Origin of the sequence: Aminobacter sp. J41 (assembly GCF_000526635.1) — a bacterium.
GTDB lineage: Bacteria > Pseudomonadota > Alphaproteobacteria > Rhizobiales > Rhizobiaceae > Aerobium.
In genome coordinates this window covers 150,273-169,779 of the sequence record NZ_JAGL01000001.1, presented here as the reverse complement: position 1 = coordinate 169,779, position 19,507 = coordinate 150,273, and the positions used below count along the sequence as shown (strand labels likewise).

23 protein-coding genes are annotated in these 19,507 nt (G+C 64.9%); 8 read left to right on the top strand and 15 right to left on the bottom strand.

The genetic code is table 11. The features are described 5' to 3' along the window. Window positions 1-93: 93 nt before the first annotated feature. Together L630_RS0100835 and L630_RS0100830 are read right to left on the bottom strand one after the other, a co-directional pair. Complete coding sequence (locus L630_RS0100835; RefSeq protein ID WP_024846392.1) at window positions 94-1,095, bottom strand: ABC transporter substrate-binding protein; 1,002 nt, start codon at window positions 1,093-1,095, stop codon at window positions 94-96. Between the two features lie 113 nt (window positions 1,096-1,208). Further along, the gene (locus tag L630_RS0100830) at window positions 1,209-2,279 is read right to left on the bottom strand and encodes a GlxA family transcriptional regulator (protein ID WP_024846391.1); all 1,071 of its coding nucleotides are present in this window, start codon (window positions 2,277-2,279) and stop codon (window positions 1,209-1,211) included. Between the two features lie 135 nt (window positions 2,280-2,414). On the opposite strand from L630_RS0100830, the gene L630_RS0100825 reads away from it, so the two are divergent. Beyond that, window positions 2,415-3,443: a GlxA family transcriptional regulator gene (locus L630_RS0100825; RefSeq protein ID WP_084465649.1), complete on the top strand. Its 1,029-nt coding sequence runs from the start codon at window positions 2,415-2,417 to the stop codon at window positions 3,441-3,443. Window positions 3,444-3,849: 406 nt separating this feature from the next. Here L630_RS0100825 and L630_RS0100820 read toward each other — a convergent pair whose 3' ends face one another. The 4 genes from L630_RS0100820 to L630_RS0100805 form a co-directional block, all read right to left on the bottom strand. Then, complete coding sequence (locus tag L630_RS0100820) at window positions 3,850-4,137, bottom strand: GIY-YIG nuclease family protein (RefSeq protein ID WP_024846389.1); 288 nt, start codon at window positions 4,135-4,137, stop codon at window positions 3,850-3,852. Between the two features lie 155 nt (window positions 4,138-4,292). Continuing rightward, window positions 4,293-4,997 carry a hypothetical protein gene (locus tag L630_RS0100815; protein ID WP_024846388.1) on the bottom strand — a complete coding sequence of 235 codons (705 nt, stop codon included), beginning with the start codon at window positions 4,995-4,997 and terminating at the stop codon, window positions 4,293-4,295. A 1-nt stretch (window position 4,998) separates the two neighbouring features. Then, window positions 4,999-5,667 (bottom strand): SMC-Scp complex subunit ScpB, encoded by a 669-nt coding sequence (locus L630_RS0100810; protein WP_024846387.1) that lies wholly within the window; start codon window positions 5,665-5,667, stop codon window positions 4,999-5,001. Between the two features lie 3 nt (window positions 5,668-5,670). Then, window positions 5,671-6,657, bottom strand: a complete 987-nt coding sequence (locus tag L630_RS0100805) for a DUF1403 family protein (RefSeq protein WP_024846386.1) — start codon at window positions 6,655-6,657, stop codon at window positions 5,671-5,673. 316 nt (window positions 6,658-6,973) lie between these two features. Here L630_RS0100805 and L630_RS0100800 point away from each other — a divergent pair, with 316 nt between their 5' ends. The 3 genes from L630_RS0100800 to lepA all read left to right on the top strand — a co-directional run bounded on the left by L630_RS0100800 (window position 6,974) and on the right by lepA (window position 9,519). Beyond that, entirely contained in the window at window positions 6,974-7,183 is a 210-nt protein-coding gene (locus tag L630_RS0100800; protein ID WP_024846385.1) for a cold-shock protein, read from the top strand. A 115-nt stretch (window positions 7,184-7,298) separates the two neighbouring features. Further along, on the top strand, window positions 7,299-7,565 hold the full coding sequence (locus L630_RS20860; RefSeq protein WP_024846384.1) for a hypothetical protein: 267 nt from the start codon (window positions 7,299-7,301) through the stop codon (window positions 7,563-7,565). Window positions 7,566-7,710: 145 nt separating this feature from the next. Next, window positions 7,711-9,519, top strand: a complete 1,809-nt coding sequence (gene lepA / locus L630_RS0100790) for a translation elongation factor 4 (protein WP_024846383.1) — start codon at window positions 7,711-7,713, stop codon at window positions 9,517-9,519. Between the two features lie 139 nt (window positions 9,520-9,658). On the opposite strand, the gene L630_RS0100785 is transcribed toward lepA, so the two are convergent. Next, the gene (locus L630_RS0100785) at window positions 9,659-10,369 is read right to left on the bottom strand and encodes a hypothetical protein (protein WP_024846382.1); all 711 of its coding nucleotides are present in this window, start codon (window positions 10,367-10,369) and stop codon (window positions 9,659-9,661) included. A gap of 320 nt (window positions 10,370-10,689) precedes the next feature. Here L630_RS0100785 and L630_RS0100780 point away from each other — a divergent pair, with 320 nt between their 5' ends. The 4 genes from L630_RS0100780 (at window position 10,690) to L630_RS0100765 (ending at window position 12,547) form a co-directional block, all read left to right on the top strand. Further along, complete coding sequence (locus L630_RS0100780; protein WP_024846381.1) at window positions 10,690-10,869, top strand: hypothetical protein; 180 nt, start codon at window positions 10,690-10,692, stop codon at window positions 10,867-10,869. Window positions 10,870-10,986: 117 nt separating this feature from the next. Then, a complete protein-coding gene (locus L630_RS20855; protein WP_348601309.1) occupies window positions 10,987-11,559 on the top strand; it encodes a Fic family protein in 573 nt (190 codons plus the stop codon). A 329-nt stretch (window positions 11,560-11,888) separates the two neighbouring features. Beyond that, window positions 11,889-12,332 (top strand): D-aminoacyl-tRNA deacylase, encoded by a 444-nt coding sequence (gene dtd, locus L630_RS0100770; protein ID WP_024846380.1) that lies wholly within the window; start codon window positions 11,889-11,891, stop codon window positions 12,330-12,332. Beyond that, complete coding sequence (locus L630_RS0100765; protein WP_144708730.1) at window positions 12,329-12,547, top strand: hypothetical protein; 219 nt, start codon at window positions 12,329-12,331, stop codon at window positions 12,545-12,547. Before dtd ends, L630_RS0100765 begins: the two co-directional genes overlap by 4 nt. Here L630_RS0100765 and L630_RS0100760 read toward each other — a convergent pair. From L630_RS0100760 to L630_RS0100725, 8 genes are read right to left on the bottom strand one after another with little or no spacing between them, the layout of a single operon-like run. Then, on the bottom strand, window positions 12,531-13,325 hold the full coding sequence (locus L630_RS0100760; RefSeq protein ID WP_024846378.1) for a lysophospholipid acyltransferase family protein: 795 nt from the start codon (window positions 13,323-13,325) through the stop codon (window positions 12,531-12,533). The two genes, L630_RS0100765 and L630_RS0100760, sit on opposite strands and share 17 nt — an antisense overlap. Then, window positions 13,322-13,810 (bottom strand): ribosomal protein S18-alanine N-acetyltransferase, encoded by a 489-nt coding sequence (gene rimI, locus L630_RS0100755; RefSeq protein ID WP_024846377.1) that lies wholly within the window; start codon window positions 13,808-13,810, stop codon window positions 13,322-13,324. The genes L630_RS0100760 and rimI overlap by 4 nt, the downstream gene beginning before the upstream one ends. Continuing rightward, on the bottom strand, window positions 13,807-14,433 hold the full coding sequence (gene tsaB / locus L630_RS0100750) for a tRNA (adenosine(37)-N6)-threonylcarbamoyltransferase complex dimerization subunit type 1 TsaB (RefSeq protein WP_024846376.1): 627 nt from the start codon (window positions 14,431-14,433) through the stop codon (window positions 13,807-13,809). Before tsaB ends, rimI begins: the two co-directional genes overlap by 4 nt. Then, window positions 14,430-15,242 carry a purine-nucleoside phosphorylase gene (locus L630_RS0100745; RefSeq protein ID WP_024846375.1) on the bottom strand — a complete coding sequence of 271 codons (813 nt, stop codon included), beginning with the start codon at window positions 15,240-15,242 and terminating at the stop codon, window positions 14,430-14,432. The genes tsaB and L630_RS0100745 overlap by 4 nt, the downstream gene beginning before the upstream one ends. Continuing rightward, window positions 15,239-15,631: a cytidine deaminase gene (gene cdd / locus L630_RS0100740; RefSeq protein WP_024846374.1), complete on the bottom strand. Its 393-nt coding sequence runs from the start codon at window positions 15,629-15,631 to the stop codon at window positions 15,239-15,241. The genes L630_RS0100745 and cdd overlap by 4 nt, the downstream gene beginning before the upstream one ends. Window positions 15,632-15,690: 59 nt before the next feature. After that, window positions 15,691-16,662 carry an ABC transporter permease gene (locus L630_RS0100735; protein WP_024846373.1) on the bottom strand — a complete coding sequence of 324 codons (972 nt, stop codon included), beginning with the start codon at window positions 16,660-16,662 and terminating at the stop codon, window positions 15,691-15,693. Next, the gene (locus L630_RS0100730) at window positions 16,663-17,802 is read right to left on the bottom strand and encodes an ABC transporter permease (RefSeq protein WP_024846372.1); all 1,140 of its coding nucleotides are present in this window, start codon (window positions 17,800-17,802) and stop codon (window positions 16,663-16,665) included. After that, entirely contained in the window at window positions 17,799-19,331 is a 1,533-nt protein-coding gene (locus tag L630_RS0100725; protein ID WP_024846371.1) for an ABC transporter ATP-binding protein, read from the bottom strand. The genes L630_RS0100730 and L630_RS0100725 overlap by 4 nt, the downstream gene beginning before the upstream one ends. Window positions 19,332-19,507 lie beyond the last annotated feature (176 nt).

Here is a 19,507-nt window from a genome sequence, read left to right as displayed (position 1 = left end):
GCCCGCATGGCGGGCCGGACCAGTGCGCCAGTCTTGTATGCGAATGCGAGACGGCGGACTGCGCCAGGCACAATCCGCCGTCGGTCAGTTCGATCAGAGAGCTGCCTTGATCTTCTCGGCAACCTCCGGGCTCACCCACGTCGTCCAGACATCCTCATTGTTTTCGAGGAAGTGGCGGGCGCCGTCCTCACCGGTTGCCTGGTTGTCGGTCATCCACGCCATCAGCGCGTTGACGGTGGCGTTCTTCCAGGAACGGTTGTTGAGGTAGCCCATGATCTCCTCGCCGGCGCGCTCGGCGAACTTCGGCGTCACGAGGGTCTGGACCGTGTCTGCCGGCCACTCGTTCTTCTTCGGGTCAGGGCAGTCGGCAACGGTGTTGCAGCGCTTCCACTCAGCCTCGTCGAACGGCACGCCGTGGCCGAGCTTCACCATCTCGTAACGGCCGAGCAGCGCGGTCGGCTCCCAGTAGTAGCCGATCCAGCCCTGCTTGCGCTCGTAGGCGCGGGCGATCGAGCCGTCGAGGCCGGCGGACGAACCGGTGTCGACGAGGTTGAAGCCGGCTTCCTCGGCGCCGTAGGCCTTGTAGAACTGGGTGGTCACGAGCGTGCCGCCCCAGCCCTGCGGGCCATTGTGAACCGCGCCCTTGCTCGGATCTTCCGGATCCGGGAACAGTTCCGGATGCTTCAGCGCGTCGTCGATCGTCTTGATGTCGGGATTTTCGTCGACGATGAACTTCGGCACCCACCAGCCGGAAACGCCGCCGTCCGAAAGCGCCAGCGCAGCCTTGATGAGGCGGCCTTCAGAGACGCCCTTGTTGACGACTTCCGGGATGAAGTCGATCCAGCCTTCCGGCGCGATGTCCGGCTCGCCCTTCTCGATCATCGACGTGATGGTCGGAACCGTGTCGCCGACGATGATCTGCGCGTTGCAGCCATAGCCGTTGTTAAGGATGAACTGGTCGACCGCGGCAAGTACCTCGGCGCTCTGCCAGTTCATGCTGGCAATCGTCACGTCGCCGCACTCGGCGGACGCGCTCGATACCCCCATAACGCCCAGCCCGAGAGCCAGACAGGTGGTCGCCAGTAAATGCTTCATATTTCAGCCTCCTGATGCGGTAGTTCCCCGAAATCCTGCCCGCGATACCGCCCCCGCAAGCAGCATGACTCCTTCCCGGCACGATGGCAAAGGCTGCACCGTGCTCCGGCCATTCAGGCCGCGTTTTCCATCAGCGCCTCGATGCGGGCGGCCGGCTTGCGCATCCGCCGAGGCTTGTCGCTCCATGTTGCCGGAGCGGTATCGATCCGCATGCTGCGCGTTTCCTGCGGCGAGCAGTGGAATGTCTCGCGATAGCAGCGGGAAAAGTGCGACGCCGAGAGGAAGCCGCTGGCGATCGCCACCTCGACGATCGGGATCGACGTTTGCAGCAGCAAAAGCCGCGCGCGCTCGAGCCTAAGCTTCACATAATAGCGGGCCGGCGAACAGCCCATTTCGGCCCGGAACAGCCGTTCGATCTGCCGCCGCGACAGCTTTGACGTGGTCGCCAGCTTGTCGATCTGGATCGGGTCGCTGAGATTGTTCTCCATCTTCTCGACCAGTTCCTTCACCACGGGGTGGATGTCACCCACCCGCTTGGCGAAGGGCAGGCGCTGGCGCTCGGTGGCCGAGCGCACCCGGTCGACCAGCGCGCGCTCGCAGATGCCGGCAACGACCGCGTCGCCATGATCGCCTTTCACGACCTCCGCCATCATGTCGAAGGCAGCCGTCCCACCGGCGCAGGTGTGTACGCCTCCATCGGCGTCGAAAAGCCGGAGCGACACCTGGCTGGAGCGGAACTGCTCGGTGAAGCCCGGAAAATTCTCCCAGTGGATGGTGCAGCGGCGATCGGCCAAAAGGCCCGCGCGGGCCAGGATATGCGCGCCATTGCAGATGCCGGCGACGGCGACGCCGCGCTGGCGGCATTCGCGCAGCCAGGCTTCGAGGTTCCTGTCGCAATGCTCCTCGACACGCTTGCCGCCGCAGACCACCGCCATGAACGGCCGCTCCATCCGCGCGAGCGCCGCGCGCTCTTCAGCCACCGAACCGTCGACGTCGAGGGTCAGCCCGCAGCTTGCACGCACCTTGTTTCCGTCTGCGGAAGCAAGGCGCCAGCTGTAGACTTCCTCTCCCAGCGTCTCATTGGCGAGGCGCAGCACCTCGATCGCCGAGGTAAAGGCGAGCATGGTAAAGTCTGGCACCAGATAGAAAACGAACAGCCGTCGCGTCTTCTCCGTCCTGTCCATGGCTTTGTCCCCTGGCGGCCTTCGAGCTCTTTGGCGGGTGTGCCGCTTCTGCAACTTTTTCACGAGTATTGACGCAGCGTTGTCAGATGCAAAGAATGTTCGCGACGTTTTGCCGGTACAAATGAGACAGAGCCCATGCCAGCACCCCGATACGCTCCCTTGCGGCGCCTGAACGAGCCGGAGCCCGCGGCAACGCCGCGCCTCAATGTCGGCTTCGTGCTGTCATGGCGCTTCACGCTCTGCGCCTTCGCCAACTTTCTCGACGTGCTGCGCCTTGCCGCTGACGAGGGCGATCGCAGCCGTCCGATCCACTGCAGCTGGAAGGTGATCGCGCCCAACATGCAGCCGATCCCCTCGAGTTCGGGCGTCGAGATCCAGCCGCAGGAAACCTTTGGCGACCCCACCCGCTTCGACTACATCGTCGTCGTGGGTGGCCTGCTCGACGAGGCCGACCGTAATGCCGACCAGATCGATGCCTTCCTGCGCCAGGCGTCCGCCGCCGGCGTGCCGCTCGTTGGACTCTGCACCGGCACCTTTATCCTCTTCCGCGCCGGGCTGATGAAGGGCCGCCGCGGCTGCGTCTCGTGGTTCCATCACAAGGAGTTTCTCGACCAGTTCGACGGGCTTACCCCAGTCTCCGACCAGATTTTTGTTATCGACCGCGACCGGCTGACCTCGGCCGGTGGGGCGAGTACCGCGCATCTTGCCGCCTTCCTCGTCGAGCGCCACGTCGGCCGCGCGCAGGCGACGAAAAGCCTGCACATCATGATGATCCCGGAAGCGGAAAAGGGCGAGACGCCGCAGCCGGGCCTGACCCTTAATTTGCGCTCCTCAGACCCGCTGGTCAGCCGCGCGCTGCTTTTGATGCAGCAGTGCCTCGACATGCCGCTGTCGATCGAGCAGATCGCAAAGCAGCTCAATGTCGGCAAGCGCCGTCTCGAACGGCATTTTCGCGATGCGCTCAACTGCTCGCCCTTTGCCGCGTTCCTGGAGATGCGGCTGGCGCTGGTGCACCATCTCCTTGAGACCAGCGACAAGCCGATTGCCGAGATCGCGGCTGAGACCGGCTTTTGCGATTCCTCGCACCTGTCGCGCATGTTCCGCCGCCGCTACGACGTCAGCCCGCAGGAATTCCGCCGCACAAGGCTCCCGCTCGCGGCGTAGGGACGGGCGCGGCCTCGCTGGTCTTTCGCGCCGCACCCGGCAGAAACGTCGCTCTCTTCAATCGGCAAGCGCTGCCCTATGAGCCCCCACCTCCGACTTCAGCGGCCGCCCTCCCGCGCGATGGGGGGAGGCTCCAGGCGCAGGGTGGAATAGCTCGCGTCGAGCGGAAGCGTTCAGGCCTGGATGCCACGGTCAAGCCGTGGCATGACGAAGCGGAGAGGTGGAAGGGAAAACAGGAATGCGGGTGTCGGGGCGGGAAACAGGAAGAATGAGGAGCGGTTGTGGAAGGCGGCCCATTGACGATTGTCCGCAGCCTCCCTCCCATCGTCATCGTCGGGCCTGACCCAACGATCCATGCCTGAACGGTTCCACTTCGGAGCGCTGGAGAATGTAGCGCCACCCATGCTTACCACCCGATCCCGACGAGCAACTCGTTCCACTCGGGGCTCGTCTTCTCGATCAGCTTGATCTTCCACTGTCGCGGCCAGCGCTTCAGCGCCTTCTCTCGCCGGATCGCGTCGCGCATGTCGAAGTGCTCTTCGTACCAGACGAGCCGCGTGACGGCGTAACGCGCTGTGAAGCCCGGCCCGCTTCGTGCCTTGTGCTCGGGCACGCGGCGGGCGAGGTCGTTTGTGACACCAATGTAGATGGTGCCCCGCTTCTGGCTGGCGGTCATGTAGACGTAGCCGGTCATGCGTTAACGGTAGCGGATGTGCGGCCTTCCGTCATCCGGTCTGGCCCGCCGCGGGTCCTTCAGCGTTCAGGGATGGATGCCCCGGCTTGACCGTGGCATCCATCCCTGAACGATCACGAAGTGCGGGACCAGGCACGACTATCGCCGCGCCAAACCTACCCCTCGTCGTGACGGGAGCCGAGGCCAAGGCCCATCCCCATTCCCATTCCACCGCCTCCGCCAGCGCCCATGCCGCCACCGCCGCCAGAACCTCCGCCTCCTCCGCGGCCGCCTTCGCGCCCTTCGCCGCCGGAGCGCGACCGGGAGGAAGGGGAGGCCGGCCGCGTCGGGCCCTGCGACGGGATCTCGATCGAGGAGGGAACCGGCGCAAGGTCGAGCGCCTCGCGGATGAAGTCGCGCAGCGAGACGACCAGCTTGTCGGTGTAGACCGGCTTGCCGGCGACGAGGTCGCGGGTCGCGGCCGCCGCGAGCTTCACCTGCTCCTCGGTGCCAAGCAGGATGATGTCGGCAAGCGCGGCCTCCACCGCATCGCGGATGCGGCGCGCGCGGTCCGAGCCGGTAGCAGGCACGGCGAGAGCCTCTTCGTCCACCTCCTCGCCCTCGATCTCGGCCTTGCGGCGCAGGTCCCGCAGATGGGTCGGGTCGACGCTGAGCGTGCCGGTGAACGAGCCGCCAAGCGTCTTGTAGGCGGCGATCAGCGTCTTCAGCCGCTCGTTGATCTGGCGGTTGGCGCGCTGCTGCTTCTGCTGGATCGTCATCATCATGAGCAGCCGGATGCCCATGCTGATCAGCGTGATCATGGCGATGCCGAGTATGGTGAAGAGCACGCCCTGCCAGGAGCTGAAGTCGAAATACCGCACGCTATTCTCCTCCCTCGTCTTCGACCTTCAGCTGCATCAGGTCGCCGGCAAGTGCGCGGTCCTTCGACCGGAGCCCCGCATCCTCCAGCGCCTCGTAGTCCGGCAGGTCGCGCAGCGTCTCCAGCCCGAAATGGCTGAGGAACGCCTTCGTCGTGACATAGGTATAGGGCGCGCCGGGCTTTGGCGAACGGGGGCCAAAGCCGATGAAGCCGAAATTGCGCAAGCTGGCGATCAGGTCACGCGAAATCTCGCGTCCGAAGAAGGTCGACAATTCCGAGCGGGTGATCGGCTGGAAATAGGCGATGGTCATCAGCACCAGCGCCTCCGACTGGGAAAGGTCGACCGCGCGCTCGGCGGCCCCGCTCACCGTGCGGATCGCATCGGCATAGGCCGGGCGCGTGCGGTGCTGGTAGCCGCCCGCGACCTTGACGAGATCATAGGGCCGCCCGCGCAGCTCCTCGCGAATGTCCTCGATCAGAAGGTCGATGTTGCAGTTCCTGCCGACGACGCGGGCAAGGTCGGTGCGCGACACGGGCTGGCTGGCGGCGAAGATAACCGCCTCCACGCGGTTCATCCATTCGCGCCAGCGCGCCTCCGGCGGCAGGTGCTCGAGCTCGGGATCGAACAGCGGCGTGTTGCGTCCCTTTGCCCTGGTGCCGCCCGCCGCCATGCGTCAGACTCCGTAGATGCGGAAGGTGCTGCGGCCGGTGAGCTCGCGCAGCACGCCGAACGATATCAGCCGCTCGAAGATGCGGTGCATGCCCCAGCGGGTGATGCCGGTGATGTGGGTTGAGGCGGTGAGCGAGTCCTCCGTAAGCAGCTTTTCGACCACGGCGCCGGACGCCTTGGCGCGCAGCTGCGGCGCCGCCTCCAGCAACCGCTCCGCTTTGCGGCCGAGCTCTACGGACAGGTCGATGGCGCGCAGGGCAGAGCGCGCATAGGCGCCGAGCAGTTTTATCCGGCGCTCGGTGCGCACGGCTTCCGGCTCGCCGGCAACGGGCCGCGAAAAGCCGCCGCGCGCAACCTCCTGCGCGATCAGCGGCACCGCCCGCTCCCAGCCGAAGGCACGCGCAAGCATCAGGTCGCTGATAAGCGGCGCTGCTTCCGGAGCGGAGCCATGTTCCAGCGCGAGCTCGAAACTGTCGAGCACGGCGGAAATGGCGGCGGCACGGCTCGCCTGTTCATCGAGCTTTCCGGCAAGGGTTTCCGCAGCGCCGCGGCTGCGCCGGCCGAGACGGTCGAACATCGCGGCGATCGCGTCCGACGTGAGGCAGTCGCCGGGCGGCTGCCTGACAATCGTGCGCCAGGCAATCAGCACCTCGCCCGCCGGGCCCCTGGAATCGCCGGCGCGCGTCAGGTGCAGGGCATCGCGCAGCGCCTCCTCGTTTTCGATGCGGCCCATGCGGCGCACGGTCGAGGCGGCGGCGGCAAGTGCCAGCCGCTGGCGCCACAGGCCGGCCCAGATCTGGCGCCTGCGCACCATCTGGTCAAGCGCGGCAAGCGCGGTCCCGGCGACGAAGCTCGCTTCCTCCAGCGTCGCGGGCGCGCGGGCAGCCTCGCGCAGCCAGGCGGGCGCTGGCGCCACCGGCTGTTCGAGCGGGCCTGGCAGCGGCTTTGGCTTCCGGCGCCGGCGCGGTTTCTTCGGTTCTTCAGGAATCATCGGCCGCAGAATCGGTCAGGACGGCGCTTCAGGCAATGTTTGGCCGGCGTTTGCGCCGCAAAGCGCACAGCTATCTGCGCCGGAGCGAATTTTGGTGGCGCGAGGAATGCCGGCGGCAGGGGCGAAAAGATTTATTTTCCCCTGCGTCTTGTTTTGAACAAGAATGACCCCTATCTTCCACTCATCGATCTTGCTTGTTGAACTTTGTCTACGGCCTTTTGCGCCGACTACGATCTTCCTCTTTCAAATCGATCTTCCCCGCTTCCCGCAATAACGCGGCAAGCAAACGACCTGACTATTTGAAAAGGAAATCGTCATGGCTACTGGTACCGTTAAGTTCTTCAATGCCACCAAGGGTTTTGGCTTCATTCAGCCCGACAACGGCGACGCCGATGTGTTCGTTCACATCACCGCTGTTGAGCGCGCCGGCATGCGCACGCTCATCGACGGCCAGAAGATCAGCTTCGACGTCGTCGCGGACCGCCGCAGCGGCAAGAATGCAGCTGACAACCTTCAGGCTGCCTAAGGATTGCAGCTCTGATCTTTGACCACGGATGTACTGGCACTGATCAAAGAGATGCATGGGAAAGGTCGGGTTCGTCCCGGCCTTTTTGTTTTTTACGAACCGAAAGGGGATTTCCATGACCCAGCCGCTCACCGAACAGACGCTCTTCAAGCCGCAGCCGAGCAACAAGGCGCAGACGAAGGCGGACATGACCGACAGCGCCGCGCGCGCGATCATCGGCGAGGAAGCACGGCGTCGGGAGGAAAAGACGGCACGCCTTCGCGAGGCTCGCCTTGCGCGCGAAGCCGCGGAGGCCGAGGCGGAAGCCGCCGCCGCGGCTGCGGCCGCGGCCGCCAAGCCCGCCATCGCCCCCAAGCGCCGCAAGATCAGGTCGGGGAGTTAAGGGGGACGCTGCTGCGCACGCGCTCGCTCTCCGTCGAGGCGAGGGGGCCTGCCTTCTTTCGAGTTTGGTGAGGTGCGGGTTATCGCTTCGCCTCAGTGTCTGCCTCACGCTTGTTAACCCTTGCGGCCCCTGCTAAAGCGCGGGCATGAGCACACCTCTTTCGCACATCCGCAATTTCTCCATCGTCGCCCATATCGACCATGGCAAATCCACGCTGGCCGACCGGCTGATCCAGATGACCGGATCGCTGGAGGAGCGTGAGATGAAGGACCAGGTGCTCGATGCCATGGACATCGAGCGCGAGCGCGGCATCACCATCAAGGCGAACACCGTCCGCCTCGAATATGACGCGAAGAACGGCGAGCACTATGTGCTGAACCTGATCGACACGCCCGGCCACGTCGACTTCGCCTACGAGGTCTCGCGCTCGCTGGCCGCGTGCGAGGGCTCGCTGCTCGTCGTCGACGCCTCGCAGGGCGTCGAGGCGCAGACGCTCGCCAATGTCTACCAGGCGATCGACAACGACCACGAGATCGTCGTCGTCCTCAACAAGGTCGATCTGCCGGCCGCCGAGCCCGACCGCGTCAAGGAACAGGTCGAGGAGGTCATCGGCCTCGACGCCTCGGACGCCGTGCTGATCTCGGCCAAGACCGGCCTCGGCATCGACGAGGTGCTGGAGGCGATCGTCCACAAGCTGCCGGCCCCGAAGGAGGGCGACCGCAACGCCCCGCTCAAGGCGATGCTGGTCGACTCGTGGTACGACGCCTATCTCGGCGTCATCGTTCTGGTGCGCATCGTCGACGGCGTCCTGAAGAAGGGCCAGCAGATCCGCATGATGGGCACGGGCGCCAAGTACGGCGTCGACCGCGTCGGCGTCATCACCCCGAAGATGGTGATGGTCGACGAACTCGGCCCCGGCGAGATCGGCTTCATCACCGCCTCGATCAAGGAAGTCGCCGACACCCGCGTCGGCGACACGATCACCGACGACAAGCGCCCGACGGCCGCCCCGCTCCCCGGCTTCAAGCCGGCGCAGCCGGTGGTGTTCTGCGGCCTGTTCCCGGTCGACGCCGCCGACTTCGAGGCGCTGCGCACGGCGATGGGCAAGCTCCGCCTCAACGACGCCTCGTTCTCCTTCGAGATGGAGACCTCCGCCGCGCTCGGCTTCGGCTTCCGCTGCGGCTTCCTTGGCCTGCTCCACCTCGAGATCATCCAGGAGCGTCTCGAGCGCGAGTTCAACCTCGACCTCATCGCCACCGCCCCGTCGGTGGTCTACCAGCTGACCATGACGGACGGGACGACGCGCGACCTGCACAACCCGGCCGACATGCCGGACGTCGTCAAGATCGCCGAGATCCGCGAGCCGTGGATCCGCGCCACCATCATGACGCCGGACGAATATCTCGGCTCGATCCTGAAGCTCTGCCAGGAGCGCCGCGGCATCCAGGTCGACCTCTCCTATGTCGGCAAGCGCGCGATGGCGACCTACGACCTGCCGCTCAACGAGGTGGTGTTCGACTTCTACGACCGCCTGAAATCGATCTCGAAGGGCTACGCCTCGTTCGACTACCAGCTCACCGACTACCGCGAGGGCGACCTCGTGAAGATGTCGATCCTGGTCAATGAGGAGCCGGTCGACGCGCTCTCCATGCTCGTCCACCGCTCGGCGGCGGAAAAGCGCGGCCGCGCCATGTGCGAGAAGCTCAAGGAGCTGATCCCCAAGCACATGTTCAAGATCCCGATCCAGGCGGCCATCGGCGGCAAGGTCATTGCCCGCGAGACGATCTCGGCGCTACGCAAGGACGTGACGGCCAAGTGCTACGGCGGCGACGTCACCCGCAAGCGCAAGCTTCTGGAAAAGCAGAAGGAAGGCAAGAAGCGCATGCGGCAGTTCGGCAAGGTCGAAATCCCGCAAGCCGCCTTCATCGAAGCTTTGAAGATGAACGACGACTGAGAAAGAACCGAAAAAGGCCGCAACCCGCGGCCTTTTTCTTTGGCCGGGGCAGGACCCGTTTCAATCGGGCAGCACCGCGCATTCCGCGCCCGCCTGGAGCGCGGCGAAAGCGGCATCGATCTGCACAAAGAGCGGACGGTCACGACGTGTCGCGTCGCTCCAGCGCGCAAAGCGCGAGCTCGTGCGCATGCTCCAGAATGTCGTGGACCTGGTGCCGCTCGCCTGACCCTCGCGACTTGCAGAATTGCCCCGGCGGGCGGCCCGGCCGCAGCGGCGATAAGCGCCGGCCGCGCGGACTTCGCGGAGCCGGCTTTGAATCCGCTGCCTGCACGCGCATTCGCCGCCGCGCTTGCCAGCGCGCCATCCGGATGGCGAGCGGTTCGGGATCGTCGAGCGCCTTTAGCAGCGCGGAAAGCCGCGCCTTTAGCCGCGTTGCGTCGATCGGATCATCCGGCTTCGGGGCAAGGCGCGGAGCGACGGCGAACGGTGGTGTGAGGCCCGGCATCGAAATGCGCGGGACCGCAACCACGGACCGCTTGCGGCGGGCAAAACGCTTGAACCGGTCAAACAGCGGCAGCGAAAGCGGAAAGTTCTTTTGCGCTCGCACGCGATCAATCGGCCGCCAGCCATGCGGCCGCAAGGCGCTCGCCGACACCACGACATCACGCGCCAGCACGATCACCAGCCGCCGCGCCGCTGCTTCCGCCGGTCGCAGCAGCCGCAGGATGGAGCGGTGCATATGACGCGGCAGGGTTTTCTGGGCGGGCGACAGACCCGCCATCGCCACCAGCGCCGCGACGATGGCCCTGAGGGCTGAGACGTTTCGTTCAACAAGTGCCGCCGCGTCCATTCGCATCTCCTTCGGCGGGAGTGTGCAATGGGCGTGAGGGGAGGTGGATAATGGAGGCGTAACCTGCAGATTTATGACGGAACGTTTGCCTGATCTCGCATGCCGTCTCCACTCGGGCTTGTGGTGAGGCGGATGAGAGGTGAACGCTTACTGTCCACAGGCGCTGATTGCCGCTTATATCCAATCCAGTGATAGCGCGCTTCATGTGAAGATAAATTGATCGCCTTGACTTTTAAAAGGCAGTTGGATTTGTCGCGCGGTTCAGGCACCCTATCTAAGAAGGTGATTTGCGGTGTGACCCGCGACCGGAGAATAAGAAAATGACCGACGCACTCAGGAAACTGATCGAGGCTACCCGGAAATTGGACCAGTCTGCGGGGGAGCGGGAGCAACAGCGCCGGAGTTTCGCCTACGGAAACACGAAGTTTGAGAACGAGCGGATTACCCGCGAAATGGTGGATCAGCAGGCAGAGCTCTTAGAAAGACATGCCGCGACATGAGGTGATCGGTGGCGGATCAGAACCAGCGACATAGTCAAGCTCTGGAAGTAGAGCTAATTTCCGATCCTCAGTTAAAGGCAGAAGCCGAAGCGAGGAACGGTCTTCGCCAGTTCGACTATGGAATCCAGACCATCTATCAAGCGCTGGAGCGGGGGGGTCTTCAAGCTCCGCCCCTCCCTTATTCTTGCTCTCCAGCGAGAAGCTTTGTCCGGCATAAGTGCGTACGCAGGCAATTTTCGTCCGGCGGGGGTGGCAATTGTAGGCAGCAGTCACAAGCCTGTGGAGGCTCATTTAGTCCCGGAACTAATCGAGGAGCTCTGCGACTATGTGAACGACAATTGGGAAGTGAAGACCGCTATCCATCTTGCCGCATACATAATGTGGCGACTCAATTGGATTCATCCATTTGCAGATGGCAATGGCCGTACTTCGCGGATCCTTTCATACGTTGTATTGTCAATTCGGGCGCAGAGTGTTTTTCCCGGCACGCCAACTATTCCGGAGCAGATCGTAGAGAATCGAGATCCTTATTTTGAAGCTTTGGATGCTGCCGATGCGGCTCGGACCGAAGGGAGGGTTGACGTCGGTAGGATGGAAGAACTTCTCTCAAGTATGCTTGCGAAGCAGCTCACAAGTGCCGACGAACGCGCGGGTGGAATAGCATTTGAAGAGTCGGCGGCCGGTGATTAGCTGCTTCGCGGCGCCAAAGACGCTTTCGTTTTTTTATAGCTCGACTGGAGCGGCAACATTCTGCTACCCCTACCCGGCCTCCCGCACCTGTCCTAACTCTCTCCGCGTCGTCACCGAGTTGCGCGTCGAAACGCCGTCGCGTGGAAGAGCGCTGACCGTTCGCTTAATACTTCTGAAGCAGATTGAATTCGTGTGCAGCCGCAGGGGCAGGATCTATCGCCGCCCTCTGGGTGAACGCGATCGACGAACCACCGCCCCCATCCCCCCGCTTTATTTCGCCATCTCACCCCGCTATGCACGGAGCCGTCTGGAATAGTCGGGGTCTATGCATGCGCGCGGTGGTTCAACGGGTTTCATCCGCCTCGGTCACGGTCGACGGCAAGGTGGTGGGCGAGATTGGCGCGGGGTTGATGGTGCTGGTCTGCGCCATGCAGGGCGACACCGAAAAGGAATCCGCCTGGCTCGCGCAGAAGATCGCCAAGCTGCGCATCTTTCGCGACGACGAGGACCGCATGAACCGTTCGGTGCTCGAAACCGGCGGCGAGGTGCTGGTCGTCAGCCAGTTCACGCTGGCCGCCGAGACCAAGGGCAACCGGCCGGGCTTTTCGACCGCCGCGCCCCCGGAGGAAGGCAAGCGCCTCTACGAGCATTTTTCGGCCGAAGTGGCCGCCCAGGGCATTCGCGTAGCCAACGGCATTTTCGGCGCCGACATGCAGGTGGCGCTGGTCAATTCCGGGCCGGTGACGATCTGGCTCGACACGGCCGCCCGATGAGTTTTTTGCGCGCGCTTGTGCTGGTGGTCGTGGCCGGCGTTGCTGCCGGCTGCACCACGGCCGCGCCGCAGCGGCCCGCGCGGGTGGCACCGAAGGCCGAGGTGCGGGCAGAGCCCGCGCGCGGGCCGCAGGCAGCTGAGCCGGTGGAAGCCGGGATCGTGCCGCTGACGCTGGAACAGGACCGGCAGATTTCCGGCGTCAGGCAGGGTTCCTGAGCGCCTCGGCGAACATTCTTTTCACGCGCGCCTCGACCTCGCGGGCGACCTTCTTGCGGTCGTCGCCGGGGCGGAACTCGATCGGCTCGCCGAAGTGCACCTCGACGTCCATCGCGCCCTCGCGCAGCAGTTTTGTCAGATGCGGCATGAGGTCGGCGTCGCCGATCCAGGCCGCGTGCGGGCGGTGGCGGCGATCCATCGGCATGCCCTGCAGGCGCGTATAGGCGATCGCCACCGGCTGGATCGACACGGTCTCGCTGCGGCCTTCGCTGAGCGCCACCTGCGCCGCGCCAAACAGGGTCGACTTGAACGGCAGCAGGGTGTTGCCGTCGCCGGTGGTGCCCTCGGCGAAGAGCACCATCGGGTCGCCATTGCTCATGCGGGTGGCGATCTCGCTCGCCTGCTCGCCCGCCTTGCGCCTTGCGCCGCGTTCGACGAACACCGAGCGCTGGAGTTTGGCGAGCAGTCCGAAGACCGGCCAGCCGGCGACTTCCGCCTTGGCGATGAAATGCACCTCGGCGAGCGAGCCGAGCACCATGATGTCCGACCACGAGATGTGGTTGGAGCAGATCAGCAGCGGCCGCGCCTTCGACGGGGCGCCGCGGACATGGATGCGGATGCCGAGCAGTTTGACGGCGAGGCGGTGCCAGAGGCGGGGGATGCGGCCGTCGTCGATGCGGCCGTTGCTTTTCAGCGCGATGACCTGCCAGACGGCCATCGGCAGCGACGCGATCAGGATGATCGCCACTGAGATGACGATCCGGATCGTGCCGATCATTTCAGGTCGCGCCGCATCACCAGCGCGTCGGTCCGCTTCATGCCGGCGCCGTGCTCGTAGTAGCCCGGACGGCGGGCGACTTCGCGAAAACCGAGGCGGCGGTAGAGAGCGATCGCCGGCGCGTTGGTCTCGTCGACCTCGAGGAACAGCGCCTCGGCCCGCTCGGCATGGAGCGTTCGCAGGACAGCCTCCATCAGGTCGCGGCCAAGACCGCGGCGGCGGTGGGCGCGGGCGACGGCTATGGTCAAAATCTCGCCTTCGCCGGCGACAAGGCGGGCGAGGACGAAGCCGGCGGGCATGCCCTTGCGGTTGCCGACCTTCCAGGCGGCAAAGCCGAAGACGGTGTCCTGCTCGAGGAGGGACTCGAACTCGTTCGCCGACCAGGGGCGGACGAAATCCTCCTCGTGGATGGCGGGGAGCTGTTCGGCATCATCCAGCGTCAGCGCTTCGATGGCGTATTCGGTCGAAAGAAACGGAAGCTTCACGAGGCGGCCTTGCGTGGCAGGGCAAAGGAGGTCTGGGGCTTGGCGTCGGCGTCGCGCAGGTAGAGCGGTTTTGGCGGGGCGGCATGACCGGCGGCGAGCTTTTCGCCGGCAAGCCGCGCGTAGACGGCGATGTCGGCGGTCTTGCCGTCGATGATGGCGACGTCGTCGCCTGCAGCGGCGACCATGTTGTCGACCTCCTCGAGGGAGAGGGCGGCGGGGCCGAACTCGGTTTCGCCTTCAGCAGAGAAGCGCGCGACGTAGGCCTGACCGCGGCCGGCGTCGATGCGGACGATGACAGGCTTTTGCGAGGCAGCTTCCGCCGCGATCGCTTCGAGGGTGCTGACGCCGACGGCCGGGACTTTGAGCGCGAGCGCAAGGCCGCGCGCGGTGGAGACGCCGACGCGCACGCCGGTGAACGAGCCCGGGCCGATGGAGACGGCAATGGCGCCAAGGTCGGCGTAAGTGATGCCGGCCGCGGCAAGGGCTGCCTCGATGGTGCCCATCAGCTGCTCGGCATGACCCTTGCCGAGGTCAAGCACCTGGCGGCCGAGCTCGCCCTTGCCGGTGTCGACGACACAGGCGGAGCAGAGGCTTGCGGCGGTATCGATGGCGAGGATGATCATGCTTCAGGCTTGCCCGGTACTGTCGAGAACATGTGGCGCAGGATGGTCGCGAGACGCTTACCACCGATCGGCGCCATCTGTTTGGTCTCGTCGTGCGACAGTTCATCGCCGGTCATGCCGGCGGCGAGGTTGGTGATGACCGAGCATGCGGCGACGCGCAGGCCGAGGAAGCGCGCGAGGATCACTTCCGGCACGGTCGACATGCCGACCGCATTGGCGCCGAGGACGCGCGCAGCGCGGATTTCGGCGGGCGTCTCGAAGGAGGGGCCGGAGAACCACATGTAGACGCCGCGATGAAGCGGGGTATTGGTGGCGACCGCTGCATCGGCGATGCGGGCGCGCAGCTGCGGGTCGTAGGCTTCGGTCATGCCGACGAAGCGGCGATCGCTCGGTTCGCCGATCAGCGGGTTGGTGCCGGAGAAGTTGATGTGGTCGGTGATCAGCATCACCGAGCCGGGGCCCATGCCCTCGTCGAGCGAGCCTGCGGCGTTGGTGAGGATCAGTTCCTCGATGCCGATGGCGGCAAGCGCCTCAAGCACCGGGCGCATCGCCGCCGGATTGCCGGATTCGTAATAGTGGACGCGGCCGGCAAGCATCAGCACCTCCGTGGTGCCGAACTTGCCGGAGACCAACAGGCCGGCATGGCCGGTTACGCCGCTGTGCGGGAAGCCGGGCAGGTCGGAGTAGGGGATGCGGATTGGTTCCTCGACCTCGCCGATGAGGTCCCCGAGGCCGGAGCCGAGGACGAGGGCGACGCGCGGGTGGCGTCCCTGAAGCTGCTCGATGATCTTCGCGACGGTCTCGTTCATTTGAGCGTGTCTCCGGCAAAGCCCAGCGGCAGGATCTCGGCCATGGTCAGCGTCTCGACGACGCCGGTCTGGTCGCAGAGGTGAAGCTTCGTGTCGGCAGTTGCAAACTCGGCGAGGCGCTGGCGGCAGCCGCCGCAGGGCGTGATGCGGTCCATCTTCTCGGCGACAACGGCAATCTCGGTAATGCGCCCGCCGCCACCCATGACGTAGTGGGCGAGCGCGGTGGTCTCGGCGCACCAGCCCTCGGGGAAGGAGGCGACCTCAATATTGGCGCCTGAAAAGACACGGCCGTCTTCGGTTCTGAGTGCTGCGCCGACCGGGAATTTCGAATAAGGCGCATAGGCCTTCGCCATTGCCTCGCGCGCGGCTTTGAAAAGGTCATCGGCCATGGTGCCAGGATCCCTGAACGAGCTTCTGCCACGGCCGTAACCTGTTCGGCTTCATCCGTCTATCGCTCTTTGACGTAGGGGACACCGCCGGCGCGCGGCGGGATCGCCTTGCCGATGAAGCCGGCGAGCAGGATGACCGTGAGGATGTAAGGCAGCGCCTGGAAGAACTGTGCCGGCACGCGCCCTACCATTGGTAAAGGCGTGCCCTGGAGGCGGATCGCCAGCGCGTCGAGGAAGCCGAACAAGAGGCAGGCGAACATGGCCGGCACCGGGCGCCACTTGGCGAAGATGAGGGCCGCAAGCGCGATGTATCCCTTGCCGGCGGTCATGTCCTTCACGAAGCCGGCGTTCTGGGCGAGCGCCAGATAGGTGCCGGCAAAGCCGCAGAGGATGCCGGTGCAGATCACCGCGCGATAGCGCAGCCAGGCGACCGAAATGCCGGCCGTGTCGACGGCAGCCGGGTTTTCACCGACGGCACGCAGGCGAAGGCCAAAGCGGGTTCGAAACAGGATCCACCAGGTCGCGAACACCATGAAGAAGGCGACGTAGACGAGGATCGAGTGCCCTGACAGGAGCTCGTAATAGACGAAGCCGATCACGGGAATGTCGCGCGCGGCCTCGGCGAAGGGAAGCGTAATGGCGTTGAAGCGGGCCTCCGCGCCAAGCGAGGGCGTGCGCCCGCCCTGCTGGAACCATGCCTGGCCAAGGATGACGGTCGTGCCGGCGGCGATGAAGTTGAGGGCAACGCCCGAGACGATCTGATTGCCGCGATGGGTGATCGAGGCAAAGCCGTGCACGAGCGCGAAGAAGACCGAGATGAGGACGGCGGCGCCGAGCGCGAGCCATGCCGAGCCGGTGACGGCGGCAACGGAGGCGGAGGCGAAGGCGGCGGCCAGCATCTTTCCCTCAAGGCCGATATCGAACACGCCGGCGCGCTCGGAATAGAGGCCGGCAAGGCAGGCAAACAGCAGCGGTATCGACAGCCGGACCGTCGAGTCGAGCACGACGATGAGAGTGTTGAAGAAGTCCATTTACGCCCCGCCACTCCTCGATGCCGCCACCCCCATCGAGCGCGGGCTAATGCTCGCAAACAGTGACTGAGCGGCGGGCCGGAACATGTTCTCGAGCGCCCCCGCGAACAGGATCACAAGGCCCTGGATGATGACGATCATGTCGCGCGAGATGTTCGGCATCTCGAAGGCAAGCTCGGCGCCGCCCTGGTAGAGCATGCCGAACAGGATCGCGGCGGGCACGATGCCGGCCGGGTGCGAACGGCCCATCAGCGCAGCGGCGATGCCGACGAAGCCGGCGCCAGTGACGAAGTCGAGCTGCAGCCGGCCCTGGTCACCCATGACGGGATTGAGCGCCATCATGCCGGCGAGCGCGCCGGAGATCATCATGGTGATGATGATGATGCGGGTTTCGCCAATGCCGGCATAGCGCGCGGCCTTGGGCGAATGGCCCTGCGTGCGGATCTCGTAGCCGAGGCGCGTGCGCCAGATCAGCAGCCAGACGAGGAAAGCGCAGAGCAGCGCGAGCAGGAAGGACAGGTTGAACGGCGACGAACGCACCGTGCCGCCGAACAGCTCGATCAACCAGTTGAGCTTGGGAAGCTGGCCGCCTTCGAGGAAGTTGCGCGTCTGAGGCGCCATCGAGTTGGCGGGCTTGAGCGGGCCGACCAGCAGATAGACCATCAGGCTCGCGGCGATGAAGTTGAACATGATCGTCGTGATGACGATGTGCGATCCGCGTTTTGCCTGCAGATAGGCCGGAATGAACGCCCAGCCGGCGCCAACGGCCGCAGCACCGAGGATGGCGAGCGGGAAGGTGAGCCACCACGGCAGGATGGAATCGAAGGTCAGGCACACCAGCCCGACGCCGAGGCCGCCAATATAAGCCTGCCCTTCGCCGCCAATATTGAACAGGCCGCCGTGGAAGGCGACCGCGACGGCAAGGCCGGTGAAAATGAAACTCGTCGAGTAGTAGAGCGTGTAGGCGATGTTGCGGCCCGAGCCGAACGCGCCTTCGAGCATGAGGCCGGCGGCACGCAGCGGGTTTTCGCCGACGAGGAGCACCACGAGGCCGGCAACGGCAAAGGCGACGATCAGGTTGATTAGCGGGATGAGACCGTAGTCGGCCCAGGCAGGAAGCTTGGCGTATGGCGTGCTCACTCTGCTGCCTCCCGCTGCTCGACCCCCGCCATCAGCAGGCCGAGGTCGCCCTCGCTCGCGTCGCCCTTGCGTTCGCCGACGATGCGGCCGTCGAACATGACGAGGATGCGGTCGGACAGCGAACGGATCTCGTCAAGCTCGACCGAGACGATCAGCACGGCCTTGCCGGCGTCGCGCATCTCGATCAGCCGCTTGTGAATGAACTCAATCGCGCCGACGTCGACGCCGCGGGTCGGCTGGCCGACGATCAGCACGTCGGGGTCTTTTTCAATCTCGCGGGCGAGCACGATCTTCTGCTGGTTGCCGCCGGAGAAGTTGGCGGTCTTGAGCCGCTCGTTCGCCGGGCGGATGTCGTAGCGCGTCATCTGCTCGCGGGCGCTCTGGCGGATGCGCTCGATGTCGAGGAACGGACCTTTACGGTAGCGCGGATGGTCGTGGTAGCCGAGGATCGCGTTCTCGCTTTCCTCGAAGGGCAGGACCAGTCCGACGTGGTGCCGGTCCTCCGGCACATGGGCGAGGCCCCAGTCCCGCAAATCGCCCGGATCGACATGGCGCGTGACGTCGAGGAGCGTGCCCTTGAGCGAGACGGTGCCGGATTCGGCGCGGCGGATGCCGCTGATGGTTTCGATCAGTTCCGATTGGCCGTTGCCGGCGACACCGGCGATGCCGACGATTTCGCCGGCCTTGACGTCAAAGCTGACGTCTTTGACGACGGTGCAGCCGCGGCCGTCCTTGACCGTCAGGTTACGCACCGAGAGCATGACGTCGCCGGGCGCTGCCTCGCCCTTCTCGACGCGCAGGAGCACCCGGCGGCCGACCATCAGCTCGGCGAGTTCCTCGACGGTGGTGTCCTTCGTCGCGCGAGAGGCGACCAGCTGGCCCTGCCGCATGACGGCGACATTGTCGGTGATCGCCATGATCTCGCGCAGCTTGTGGGTGATGAGGACGACGGTTTTTCCCTCGGCCTTGAGCTGGGCGAGGATGCGGAATAGGTGATCGGCCTCGGCAGGCGTCAGCACGCCGGTGGGCTCGTCGAGGATCAGGATGTCGGCGCCGCGATAGAGCGCCTTCAGGATCTCGACGCGCTGCTGCAGGCCGACCGGCAAGTCTTCGACGATGGCGTCGGGATCGACCTCAAGTCCGTATTCCTTTTCCAGCCGGCGCAGCTCGGAGCGCGCACGGCTGATCGAGCGGTTGAGCAGTGCCTCGCCCTCGGCGCCAAGGATCACGTTTTCGAGCACGGTGAAGTTCTGCACCAGCATGAAGTGCTGGTGGACCATGCCGATGCCGGCGGCGATGGCGTCGTTGGGGGTGGCGATGGTGGCCGGCTTGCCGTTGACGCGAATTTCGCCGGAATCGGCCTGGTAAAAGCCGTAGAGGATCGACATCAGCGTCGATTTTCCGGCCCCGTTTTCGCCGATGATGCCTTGGATCGTGCCACGGGGAATGGCCAGATTGATGTCGCGATTTGCATGAACTGCACCGAAACTCTTGTTGATACCAACAAGTTCGATCGCGTTTTCTGCCATTCTTCGATCGATCCCCTGGGAGCTTATTTTTCTTCCCTTTGAAATGTCTAGCAGCCGTCTGGTGACTTGCCAATGCGAGCCGGATTGGACACTCGACAAAGACCGGCGCCATTGCCATCTTCGGCCAGGCGGTGGCAAAGGCTCAGCGCATGCAAATCATGCATCACGTGCTGAAG

Coding starts and splice junctions, on each gene's coding strand:
- L630_RS0100835 (WP_024846392.1), bottom strand. CDS start 1,095: ATGAAGCATTTACTGGCGACCACCTGTCTGGCTCTCGGGCTGGGCGTT.
- L630_RS0100830 (WP_024846391.1), bottom strand. CDS start 2,279: ATGGACAGGACGGAGAAGACGCGACGGCTGTTCGTTTTCTATCTGGTG.
- L630_RS0100825 (WP_084465649.1), top strand. CDS start 2,415: ATGCCAGCACCCCGATACGCTCCCTTGCGGCGCCTGAACGAGCCGGAG.
- L630_RS0100820 (WP_024846389.1), bottom strand. CDS start 4,137: ATGACCGGCTACGTCTACATGACCGCCAGCCAGAAGCGGGGCACCATC.
- L630_RS0100810 (WP_024846387.1), bottom strand. CDS start 5,667: ATGGCGGCGGGCGGCACCAGGGCAAAGGGACGCAACACGCCGCTGTTC.
- L630_RS0100805 (WP_024846386.1), bottom strand. CDS start 6,657: ATGATTCCTGAAGAACCGAAGAAACCGCGCCGGCGCCGGAAGCCAAAG.
- L630_RS0100800 (WP_024846385.1), top strand. CDS start 6,974: ATGGCTACTGGTACCGTTAAGTTCTTCAATGCCACCAAGGGTTTTGGC.
- L630_RS20860 (WP_024846384.1), top strand. CDS start 7,299: ATGACCCAGCCGCTCACCGAACAGACGCTCTTCAAGCCGCAGCCGAGC.
- lepA (WP_024846383.1), top strand. CDS start 7,711: ATGAGCACACCTCTTTCGCACATCCGCAATTTCTCCATCGTCGCCCAT.
- L630_RS0100785 (WP_024846382.1), bottom strand. CDS start 10,369: ATGGACGCGGCGGCACTTGTTGAACGAAACGTCTCAGCCCTCAGGGCC.
- L630_RS0100780 (WP_024846381.1), top strand. CDS start 10,690: ATGACCGACGCACTCAGGAAACTGATCGAGGCTACCCGGAAATTGGAC.
- L630_RS20855 (WP_348601309.1), top strand. CDS start 10,987: ATGGAATCCAGACCATCTATCAAGCGCTGGAGCGGGGGGGTCTTCAAG.
- dtd (WP_024846380.1), top strand. CDS start 11,889: ATGCGCGCGGTGGTTCAACGGGTTTCATCCGCCTCGGTCACGGTCGAC.
- L630_RS0100765 (WP_144708730.1), top strand. CDS start 12,329: ATGAGTTTTTTGCGCGCGCTTGTGCTGGTGGTCGTGGCCGGCGTTGCT.
- L630_RS0100760 (WP_024846378.1), bottom strand. CDS start 13,325: ATGATCGGCACGATCCGGATCGTCATCTCAGTGGCGATCATCCTGATC.
- tsaB (WP_024846376.1), bottom strand. CDS start 14,433: ATGATCATCCTCGCCATCGATACCGCCGCAAGCCTCTGCTCCGCCTGT.
- L630_RS0100745 (WP_024846375.1), bottom strand. CDS start 15,242: ATGAACGAGACCGTCGCGAAGATCATCGAGCAGCTTCAGGGACGCCAC.
- cdd (WP_024846374.1), bottom strand. CDS start 15,631: ATGGCCGATGACCTTTTCAAAGCCGCGCGCGAGGCAATGGCGAAGGCC.
- L630_RS0100735 (WP_024846373.1), bottom strand. CDS start 16,662: ATGGACTTCTTCAACACTCTCATCGTCGTGCTCGACTCGACGGTCCGG.
- L630_RS0100725 (WP_024846371.1), bottom strand. CDS start 19,331: ATGGCAGAAAACGCGATCGAACTTGTTGGTATCAACAAGAGTTTCGGT.